The organism is Methanohalobium sp. (assembly GCF_018609725.1).
GTDB lineage: Archaea > Halobacteriota > Methanosarcinia > Methanosarcinales > Methanosarcinaceae > Methanohalobium.
Genome location: NZ_JAHENT010000016.1, coordinates 1 through 8634, shown reverse-complemented (window position 1 = coordinate 8634; position 8634 = coordinate 1). Strand labels below are relative to the sequence as shown.

Annotated in this window: 5 protein-coding genes and 1 pseudogene; 2 read left to right on the top strand and 4 right to left on the bottom strand. The window is 35.2% G+C overall.

Annotation, left to right across the window (positions count from 1 at the left end):
- A pseudogene (gene tfb / locus QZ276_RS00510) lies at positions 1-641 on the top strand (transcription initiation factor IIB); the annotation flags it as partial.
- A gap of 124 nt (positions 642-765) precedes the next feature.
- Here tfb and QZ276_RS00505 read toward each other — a convergent pair.
- Together QZ276_RS00505 and QZ276_RS00500 are read right to left on the bottom strand one after the other, a co-directional pair.
- Positions 766-909: a hypothetical protein gene (locus tag QZ276_RS00505; RefSeq protein WP_292484286.1), complete on the bottom strand. Its 144-nt coding sequence runs from the start codon at positions 907-909 to the stop codon at positions 766-768.
- A 57-nt stretch (positions 910-966) separates the two neighbouring features.
- Positions 967-1632, bottom strand: coding sequence for a flavodoxin family protein (locus QZ276_RS00500; protein WP_292484284.1), 666 nt, complete (start codon positions 1630-1632; stop codon positions 967-969).
- A gap of 65 nt (positions 1633-1697) precedes the next feature.
- Between QZ276_RS00500 and QZ276_RS00495 the strand changes: the two genes are divergently transcribed.
- The gene (locus QZ276_RS00495) at positions 1698-3188 is read left to right on the top strand and encodes a DUF2193 family protein (RefSeq protein WP_292484282.1); all 1491 of its coding nucleotides are present in this window, start codon (positions 1698-1700) and stop codon (positions 3186-3188) included.
- Positions 3189-3585: 397 nt separating this feature from the next.
- Here the strand turns inward: QZ276_RS00495 and QZ276_RS00490 are convergent, their stop codons facing one another.
- Both QZ276_RS00490 and QZ276_RS00485 read right to left on the bottom strand, forming a co-directional pair.
- On the bottom strand, positions 3586-6576 hold the full coding sequence (locus QZ276_RS00490) for a PAS domain S-box protein (protein WP_292484280.1): 2991 nt from the start codon (positions 6574-6576) through the stop codon (positions 3586-3588).
- A 422-nt stretch (positions 6577-6998) separates the two neighbouring features.
- Positions 6999-8634 (bottom strand): histidine kinase dimerization/phosphoacceptor domain -containing protein (locus QZ276_RS00485; RefSeq protein ID WP_292484278.1); only part of this gene is annotated, 1636 nt, incomplete at its 5' end.

The following is an 8634-nucleotide window of genomic DNA, read 5'->3' as shown; positions in this document are numbered from 1 at the left end:
ACAGAGCTCAACTGTATCGATTAAGGAAATGGCAGCGTAGAATCCGTGTAAGCAATGCTACTGAAAGGAATCTGGCTTTTGCTTTATCAGAACTGGACCGTATGGCATCTGCACTTGGTTTACCAAGAACTGTGCGTGAAACAGCAGCAGTAGTCTACCGGAAAGCGGTGGATAAAAACTTGATACGTGGAAGAAGTATCGAAGGTGTTGCTGCAGCAGCACTTTATGCTGCATGCCGTCAGTGCAGTATACCAAGAACACTTGATGAGATTGGTGAAGTATCGAGAGTTAGCAGAATAGAGATTGGAAGGACCTATCGTTTCATCTCAAGAGAACTTTCGTTAAAACTCATGCCTACTTCACCAATCGATTATGTACCAAGATTTTGTTCAGGTCTTAAATTGAAGAGCGAAGTCCAGTCTAAAGGTGTAGAAATCCTGAGACAGGTATCAGAAAAGGAAATTACAAGTGGACGTGGTCCTACCGGTGTTGCAGCTGCAGCAATCTATATTGCGTCTATGTTGTTCGGGGAAAGAAGAACCCAGCGAGAAGTTGCGGATGTGGCTGGAGTAACTGAAGTAACTATACGTAACAGGTATAAGGAACTGTCCAAAGAACTGGACATTGAAATAATCCAGTAAATTAACTATAGATTTTGATGCTTTTAATAAGGCCAAAAGATTTAGAAAAATGAATACAAAGTAAAATGACTACAATGTGTACCAAATAATTGTATAGGGTTGATTGATACAACCCTTATCTTTTTTATCCCCAAGTTTTCTTCTGAGATATGACTTTTTTGGCAAATTCTCTTGCTTTGTTTAATTTATCTTCATCAGGTTGTCCTTTTCCACTAGTGACCAATTTAGCAAATTCCTGCATCTGCGGGTCATCTGAGTTTTGCAACATATCCATTATATTTTGGGCTACTTCTCCCTGACAGTGGAATACATCGATTACATTGGCTCATTTTGCTGCTTCATCTTCAGCCCGCGACAACCACTTGGGCAGTTGTTCAAAATCATCAGGAGCACCGTGGGTGATGAATAACGCCACATCTTTACGGGTGCTTTTTTGTTTTTTACCCATCTTCAATACTTGTTCACGGGGCTGCAATTTTTTGTCAAAAAACTCTCTGACTTTATCCGGGATACCAAATTGCTGGATAGGGAATCCGATAAAAATGAGATCATAGTTTTCAAGATTTCTGACATCATTGAGCTGGGTAGCTCTCTCCATGATGGTATCCATGTCTTTCATGGTCTTATTATCCTCTATTTCATCATAAATAGCGTCAGCAATTTTTTTTGTATTTCCGGTCTGGGACATATAGGTAACTTGGATTGCTGAATTCTGGGGATCATGGGTTCTGGCATCTGTAGTAATTGGCTGTCTTAGAGTAGGTTCCAGATTGATAGGACTTGCAGTCGGGTTTGTTGTAGGTAGTGGAATAATAACAACATCAGCTACGATGTTTGTCAATCCGCAGGTAGCACTTGCAAGAATTTTTACATCAGGTATTGCAGGAATCCAACCGTTCGATTCCCTAATGTTTATAATAGCATCCACCCTTGGTGGAATAGTGGCAGGTTTAACATGGAGATACCTTTGGCCCAGACCGGAATAAAACAACAGGTAAACAAAATCAATATATACCTATATATAAAAATTTCAAGAATAAAAGGGGGAGTTAATAAATGACTGCTGAAAAATCAGTAAAAGAAGCAATAAATGTGAAAAATGCTATAACCGACATAATTATGGAAAAAAGAGGGGGAGAATTCAAGTTTACAGACTGCAAACCTCTGGTTGACCAGGTAAACAAGATGGAAGCTGCTGAAGGTCAGGAGAAATCCGTCATTGACTTACACGTAAATAGTGTCAATGCACATTACAACATACTGACTGACCTCACGGATACAATCGCACCCAAAGACGACCCTTTTATAGAACATTACCAGACACCTGCAGTACTTGAAATACTCTGTGAACTGGATCCTGAATTTAAAAAATCGATAGATACTTTTGTCGATGCCATAGCAAAAAATGAAGAAACCATTGGACGTGAAGCTATCCGTAAATACGGAGGCGTTTATGGTCCAACCTGTGTAGTGGACTTTGCACTGTCACCCGGTTCAACTACAAACCTTGTTCAGAGAATTTTAAGGACCACCGACCTACCTAAAAAACATAAAGAAGCGATTCTTGGTCTGAAAGCATGGGGTATGAACACTTCCTATGGTTTTGGAGAAAAGTTCATGCACTCTATAGAAGACGGTAAAACTCCTGATCAGGCTACAAAAGGCGAAATCGAAATGCTCCAGAAAATTTATACAAGTCCGGTGGAAGCACAGGCACAGTTAATGGATGATGCTGGTCAGGATTCATTCGACCACAGGAAATACATGGAGAGATATAAAGAAGAGATGCGAGACACTGTCAAAGCAGCAGTTGATGCAGGTGTACATTACGCGAATATCGTGGCTGTAGCTTCGTATTGTGTAGGTGCAATAGGCCACCACATTGCACAGAGTTCCTATAATATGTACAAAGACGATGTCACAGCTGCAATCCTTGATTCAATAAGACATGTAATGGTAAACACATTAAATGAAGGATTGGATAAAGGGGTCTACAGCAACACTCTTGACGCTCTAAAGGTAGCAAGAGACTCTCTTTCGGCTGCTCTTGTCTATACACTGGAACTTGATCATTTCACTGCCCCACAGGTTATAGACCTGTTCACTAACAGGTTCCACAACATGATATCTAAGAAAAGAGGAAGAAGGGGTACTGCAGATGAGCTCCATAATGTTGATTTTATAGATACATTAAGGGCTGGGGTGAAATTCTTACCTACCCATGTTGCAGGATACAGTTCAAAAACAAATGGAATTAAAATCGATTTCTCACCCATTGATAACAATGAGGTGATACAGAACCCACACAATTATTCATATCCGGGTTGTTCAATCACTGTGAGGTTCTCATCATTGATGAGAATAGCAGATTTCCCGTGTTTCTTCACAGATGAAGATGTCAATGCTACGATGATGACAAATGTGATAGCTACAGATGTAGGGAAACCTTTCAACCCGCTAAAAGCTTGCAAACACTGTGCAGTTGTTGACCCAATGACAGGTCGATATGATAGAAGCGATGAATGTGAATGGTATAAAAAACTTTGATATTTTAATTCCTAGAAATACAAAGCATGAGTAATACTAAATGCTCATGCTCTGTATTTTTCTATTTTGTAGTATTGGAAAAACTTGAAAACCGCTTTTTGAAACTTACACATATCCATTTATTCTCCAACGATTACTATAGATTTTGAAATAGTTAGCCGGGTTCAAATATAATAATAGTCAATTTGTCACTATTCAATTTCAATATCGATTTACTGTGTTACATGAAACATTGAAATTTCAAAATTATCATGAAATCAAAAAGATAAGGATGATTTCCAAGCCTCATTTTGGTCTAAAACCACTAAAACGAGCAATTATTCTTGAATTAATTCAGAAAATGAGAGTTTATTCAGGATAGGGTTTCTACAGAGCTTCTCGCTCCAGAATTAAATTTTCAATTTTCAGGGATTATAAATGAAAATCTGCTACCTTCTCCTTCTTCACTTTCAACCCATATCTTACCTCCATGCATTTCCACCAATCTTTCAACCAGTGCCAATCCAAGGCCAGTACCTGAATAGCGACGACTTGCACCAGAATCCAGTTGTTTAAATGAATCGAATATTTCGTCCTGTTTGTCAGCAGGTATACCGATACCTGTATCGATGACTGAAAACAATATGTCATTATCATTCCAGTCTAATTTAACTGTAACTGAACCCTGTTCAGTAAACTTTACAGCATTGTATACAAGGTTGTAGAGTATCTGTCTAAGTTTTATTCTATCTGCATAGATATATTCTATACTCCGGTTAATATCAATATTAATTTCAAGATTTTTTTGGGAAGCAAATGGGTAGATTTTTTCTTTCAAATCTTTCATGAGTTGTGGAATTGATATTTTTTCACAATGAAGTTCAAGTTTACCGGATTCAATTTTTGATAAATCAAGTATGTCTGTGATTAAGTCTAGCAGGTGTTTTCCACTTCTGTGGACTTTACTAAGATATGTTTTTTGACTCTCATTCAAATCACCTAATTTACCTTTCAGTAAAATATCTGAAAAACCTAGGATAGAAGTGAGAGGAGTACGCAGTTCGTGGCTGACATTAGCTAACAATTCGCTTTTAGCCTGACTGGAAGCTTCAGCCTCCAGTTTTGCATTGATTAAGTTTTCTTCAACCTGTTTTCTAACAGTGTTATCACGGACAAAACCCAATATAACAGATTTTCCTTTCAAATCGATACGTGTCAGTTTCACTTCTGCAGGATAATATGAACCATCTTTCCTTCTTAATTTTGTTTCTACAATATAAGAACCGCTTGGAGATAGTTTTTCCCAGTACATTGTTTTAGGGTTATAAGAATTAATATATGCTGATACATCAGCGATATTCATCGACAAAAGCTCTTCTTTCAAATATCCAAGATTCTCACACGCAAGATTATTAACATATACTATGTTGCCGTCAAAATCGTGAGCTATTATATCATCAGCTGCCTGTTCTGTAACAGTCCTGAAACGCTCTTCACTCTCACGCAATTCATCCTCTATCCTTTTACGATCTGTTATATCAGTGGTAAATCCAAGATATTTATCTTCTGAAAGTTTAACAGCATCAAGGATCCAGTGTCTTAAAGAATCATTTTTTGTAATAAAAGGCAGTTCTGCTGAAACTTTTCCATTTTCAAGAAGTTCTTCAAAGATTTGGCCTGCTAACTCATGAGCATTGTCTGGATGTGAATCGATTATATTCATCGACAGTAGTTCATCTTTTGTATAACCAATTATGTGGCAGGCTGCAGGGTTTACATCCACATAATTTCCATTTTTATCAATAACAAAAATGCCTATAGGCGAATTATCAATATAATTACGTAACTGTTGTTCACTCTTTTTTAACTTTTCTTCATATGATTTTCTCTTGGTTATATCTACAAATGAACCTGCAATTGCAACGGGTTTTCCTGATTCATCGTTCACTAGATTTATCAAACCATATACATCAAATACAGTCCCATGTTTTGTCTTTGCTTTACCTTCACCTTTCCAGCTTCCATTTTCGTGCAAATAATGGTAAATATTTATGGCATTTTCTTTATATTGCCAAAATTCAGTAATATGTTTGCCTAGCATCTCTTCTTTATTATATTCCCACATATCTAAAGATGCAGAATTAGCATAGGTTAAATAACCATCGAGGTCGCTAATGGCAATTGCATTTATTGATGATTCCAGTGTATTTTTCATCAAATGTAACGTATCTTCTTTCTCTTTATAAGCTGTTATGTCTTCAATAGTTGCTATTATACTACCGAAGTTACCATTATCATCAAATACAGGTGCAGCATTTATGGACAAGAGTTTCCTTTGCCCATTGGACCACTCAATTGTATGCCTGATATCGTATACTGGACTTTGATATTTCTGGACAAGTTCAAAAGGCAACTCTTCTTCAGGGAAATGATTACCCTCAAAATCCGTAATCTTCCATTTCACATCATCATAAGTCCTACCTTCTATTTCACTTTTTGACAATCCCAGTGCATTTTCAGCTGCAGAATTTGCATATACTATGTTTCCATTTTTGTTCACTTTTGTTATACATACCGGACTTGTTTCTGCTACCTTTTCAAAAAAGTATTTTTCTTTATTCAGATTTTTTTGAGTTTTTTTACGTTCAGTGATGTCCAGTAAACTTACAATGACTTTGGGTTTTTCATCGTTATTAATTAATGATGTTGAAATGAGAAATGTTAGATACTTTACATCACCATCTATCATAAAAGGTAGGCTGGTTTCTACATTGTAATGATTGTTACCTGTTTTAAATGTATCAATTACAGTGTTTTTTACCTTGCATTCTTGACAGTACTGTCCAAATCCACAACCATCAGGATTACTAAGAGAATTAAGACATCTTAACGCTTCTCCTCCTCTTAGACCTACCATTTCATCTGAAATTGCACCGGAAAATAATTCTGTACTTTTATTTACTTTGAAAATTCTCCTTTCCGAATCAACCATCATAATGACCATTGGTACATTTTCATAGATGGTTTGTAGTTCGTCATCTGTTTTTCTTTGACTTGTGATATCAGTAAAAATTGTAATGAATTTACTTTTCTCAAGAGATATTACCGTGATACGAAGGTGCTTTCCAAACAGTGAAAAATAGGTTTCAAAACACGTCTGTTCTCCGGTTTCAGCTACTTTTGCATAGGTATGAAGGAATGGTACTTCTCCTGTATTATAAATCTTAGAAGCCAATTGTCCTACCACTTCATCTCGTCTCAAGCCAACAATTGACTCATAGGCAGGGTTGATATCGATTATCTTATAGTCTACCGGACATCCATCACTATTATAGATAATTTCGTGAAAACAAACACCCTCATTCATTGTTTTATAAACTAAATCAAATGATGCACTAGCATTTTGCAAGATTATATACCTCTTTTTTAAAAATATTATATGAGTAATGATATGTTTTATTAAATATTGTAAATTTTATAATGATTAATATATATTTAGTTAATACAAATAAGTAACTAATATATTTTTAGAAAAATGAATGACATTTTTTTTAAAGTTGTTTTTGATTATAAATCTGTATAATAAAAATTTCTTAAGTGGTGATTGTGGACAAATATAAACTACCAAAAACTAAAATGCTTGCCCGACAAGCATGGAATACTATAAATCTATTTTTATCCATAAAACAGCTAAATACAAATTATAGATTAATTTATTTATTAATATGGCATTCATCCAAAAACCAGAAGCTTCTACTGACGCCTGGTATAAGAGAAACAATCAAAACTGGTTATATTAGTCATATTAATTAAGTATTCTATTAAATCGATTCAACAACTGAAATTAATAACAAATTCTGTTCCATTATTACCATGTAATTTGAAGTCACCATTTATCTGGTCCACTAAACTTTTTATAAGTTGCAATCCAAGAGAATTAGGGTTATCTAAATCAATATCTTCAGGTATCCCTTTACCATTATCTGATACGATGAGTGTATAAAAACCCGGGTCACTTTCATAAAAAGTAACGTTTAATTCACCATATTTGTCTTCTGAGTATGCATATTTCAGAGAATTAGATACCAACTCGTTAATTAGCATTCCAAGTGGAATAATGGTATCAATTCCAAAATAAAATTCCTGTATATCAATAGTAACTAATACATTTTCTCTACTATATAAACTAAGCAGATGATTTACAAGGTCTTCTATGTAATCCTTTACATTTATGCGTTCTAAACCTTTTGTCTGGTATATCTTTTGATGAACTAGTGATATAGAAAGCACACGATTTTGTGTGTCTTTGAACGCTTCATTAACCACTTCATCTTTGAATTTTTCAGACTGGAGGTTAAGTAGGCTGGATATAACCTGTAAATTGTTTTTTATCCGGTGATGAAGTTCCAAAACTCTTAGCCTTTCAGCGTTTTTTATTTCTTCCGTTTGTTTTTGGACGCGGTTTTCTAATTCTTCATTCATTTGTTTAAGTTTTGTTGCATATTTTTTTAATTGTTTTTCAGTTTTTACCTTTTCAGTAATGTCACGTACAAATTCAACTACACCTAATATTTCTCCGGTATATCTATCATTCATTGGATAACTATAAATCTCGAGCCACTCAATCTTTGAATTTGGTAAACCTGGTACGATATTAGTCTCCGTTTTACCTGTATTTAAAGCACGTGATGTAGGGCAATAATCACATGGTTTGTCATTGTTATGATAAACCTTGTAACATTTTCTTCCTTCAAGCGGTGTATTTACCTGATACCACTCATTCATTTTACTGTTGGCACGTATAACATAAAAATCTGTGTCTATAACGCTGATTCCATCCTGGATGCTTTCAAAAGTATCATCCAACATTTTTTTGTTTTCCATTAATTTCTCTTCTGCTATTTTACGGTCCGTGATATCCAGGATAACACCCTGATAATGTGTAATTTCTCCGCAATCATTTCTTTTTATGGTAGTTCTATCATCAACCCATCTTATGTCCCCATTCTTGGTAATTATACGATAGGGTTTATGTTGAAATTTAAAACAATCAGGGTTTTCACTGTACATTTCAATTTCTGATTTTACTCTCCCAATATCATCAGGATGAATTATATCAGCATAACTGAGTTTATCGTTGCTAAAATCATTCACTGAATAACCGTAAATGTCAACTATGTTATTAGAAACATATTCTACCGGCCATCCAGCTTCTTTGTCGTTTTCCCATAAATATGCAACTACGCGGCTATTATTTATGATTTCGTATGAGTTCTTTAATTTTTGTTCAAGTTCTTTCCTTCTTGTGATGTCACGTCCACTGAAAACGATTTTCTTTATATTACCTATGTCATCATATATAAAATTACCATATGTTTCAAGCCAAAGATAATGTCCATCAGCATGCAGACATCTATATTCTGATTTTCTGGGGATTAAAGTTTCTAACAAACTATTAAACTCACTT

Excerpts from the sequence above, each read along its gene's own strand:
- QZ276_RS00495 (WP_292484282.1), top strand. The coding sequence starts at position 1,698 with ATGACTGCTGAAAAATCAGTAAAAGAAGCAATAAATGTGAAAAATGCT.
- QZ276_RS00505 (WP_292484286.1), bottom strand. The coding sequence starts at position 909 with ATGTTGCAAAACTCAGATGACCCGCAGATGCAGGAATTTGCTAAATTG.